The sequence below is a fragment of the Olivibacter sitiensis DSM 17696 genome (assembly GCF_000427965.1).
Lineage (GTDB): Bacteria > Bacteroidota > Bacteroidia > Sphingobacteriales > Sphingobacteriaceae > Olivibacter > Olivibacter sitiensis.
Genome location: NZ_ATZA01000100.1, coordinates 1 through 2,126 on the forward strand (window position 1 = coordinate 1; position 2,126 = coordinate 2,126).

Here is a 2,126-nt window from a genome sequence, read left to right on the forward strand (position 1 = left end):
TTTTAGTTTGTCGTAAAACCAAAATATGAAAAAAGGAGCTTGCCAGATATGGCAGCTCCTTAAATTATTTTTTGTCGGTCAGTAGTGAAAAATAATAAGTCGACTTAGTAAATTATAAAAATACTTAACAAAGTTAGGTTATTTTATACAATTTCCTCAACAATATTTCGCAAAAAACCTTCAAAACAATCTATACCGAATTATTTCCAGAAAGACAGGCGTCAGAACCGATATGGGTGCACGAAAAAAATCCGCAAACACAAAAACGCGTCATTATGAGGAGCGTTAGCGACGTGATAACCGAACGAAGTGAGCTCATGAATACGATTGAAAACAAACACAAATGAATAATCTGCGTTTTTCGTTTGTCAGATTGCCACGTCGTACCTCCTCGCCTGCCTACCGCAGGCAGGCAATGACGACAAATGACGAAACTGCATTTTGTCGTGCACCCAACAGATATCGGCTGCTACATTCTGCTTACGCTTCCACCAATTTGTGTTACCATATTGGAGGTTGTGAAATTAGCGGCAACTGTTCCTCGAGTATAGGTGCCTGCGGTATATATACCATTAAAGTCCGTAGCATCACTTACACTTCCTCCAACATATATATTGTATTGTGTACTGGCTTTCATTTTGCTACTAGCAAATAGCATGGTACTGAAGCTGGTTGGATTCAAAAACGTCAACACCTCATTTCCAGATGCATCTTCGATATGGACGATCTGATTGGCCGATACACCGCCCGTGATGACCGACCGAACCGTAGAAACACTTGCCGTAGGACCGCTCGTAGAACCACCTAAGCCAAGTGCGAAACCTCCTGTTATCTTGAACGTGTTACCATCGCAATCAAAGCCACCTTCGGGTGAGCGTGAACCGACGGCAATGGTCATTCCTCCTGTGATAGTAATTATTCCATTACTGTCAATGGCATCATTGCCCGTACTATAAGTAAATATCTTCCCTCCATTTATATACAATGCCGTTCCCGCATTCAGCGCATCATCGGCCGTCTTTGCATAGATAGTACCATTATTGATCGTCATATGGCTCTTGCTTTCAATCCCCTCTCCTTCCGTGGTATTGATGGTGAAATCGCCTCCATTGATGACCACATAAGGATCAATGGAAGCATCGCCCTCCTCATAAGAGGCCGTTATAGCGTCATCAACCACATTGATGGCAAACAGGCCATCATTGATAATGACGAAGCCTTCTTCCACTTCAATGCCGTCACTGCTGGCCGCTATATTGAACGTTCCACCATCGGCTATGAACGCATCGTTGGTATGGATTCCGTCAGATGCAGCTTCCGTGATGTTAATGGTTCCACCAATAACTCGTACATAGTCATCGCTGCAAATGGCATGTTTATACTTGCCAGCCACGTTCAGCGTGCCGGTACCACTAAAAATGAGCTGCCCTTCACTGAAAAAAGTTGCTTTCTGATCCTCGCCATTCACTGCCGCAGCATATGTAGCGCCATCTGTCAAGCTGTTGGAAGTATTGTCTGCCAAAACTACAAATACCCTTTTGGACGATTGAATATTGATAGCAGGCCCGTCGGCGTTGGTGATGGATACACCGTTCAAGTTCAACTTGAATTTCTTGTCACTATATATTTTTATCGAGCCATCGGTGGCAGTACCACTTAACACATACTCCACCTCGCTGATGGTGGAATTGACAACCACGTCCTGACCACTATAGGTAACCGTGACACCGCTCCCAGCATAGGGATTGGTAACGGTGACGGCAGATCCAAACGCAATAGCCACTGTTTTTGAAAAAGTAGAATTGGCCAATATATCCTCTTCATCGTAACCTGTCTCCGTGGTTCCCTCTGCCGTGCCAGATGTATAGGCAGATTCGTCAATGGCCACCGTTCCGCCTTCGATGGCATCGTAATCCGTGGTATTGCTATCTTCCTTGGAACAGGAAGCAATGGTCAGAACATGTATGGCAAGCAATAAAGAAAAAAACAGATGTTTGTTGTTGTTTAATATCTTGATCATATCTTAGTTGATTAATTAACCCAAGTTGCGGGTTAATTAAAGATAAAAAGTAAGCATCAAAACCAAGAACTTTGGTTTACCACAACTAAATGTACTTGTATGATGC

General features: G+C 43.4%; 1 protein-coding gene. It reads right to left on the reverse strand.

The window, feature by feature from the left end; all coding sequences use genetic code 11:
- Positions 1–469 precede the first annotated feature (469 nt).
- A complete protein-coding gene (locus tag A37S_RS25855; protein WP_036603978.1) occupies positions 470–2,020 on the reverse strand; it encodes a carbohydrate-binding domain-containing protein in 1,551 nt (516 codons plus the stop codon).
- Between the last annotated feature and the right edge of the window lie 106 nt (positions 2,021–2,126).

Coding starts and splice junctions, on each gene's coding strand:
- A37S_RS25855 (WP_036603978.1), bottom strand. CDS start 2,020: ATGATCAAGATATTAAACAACAACAAACATCTGTTTTTTTCTTTATTG.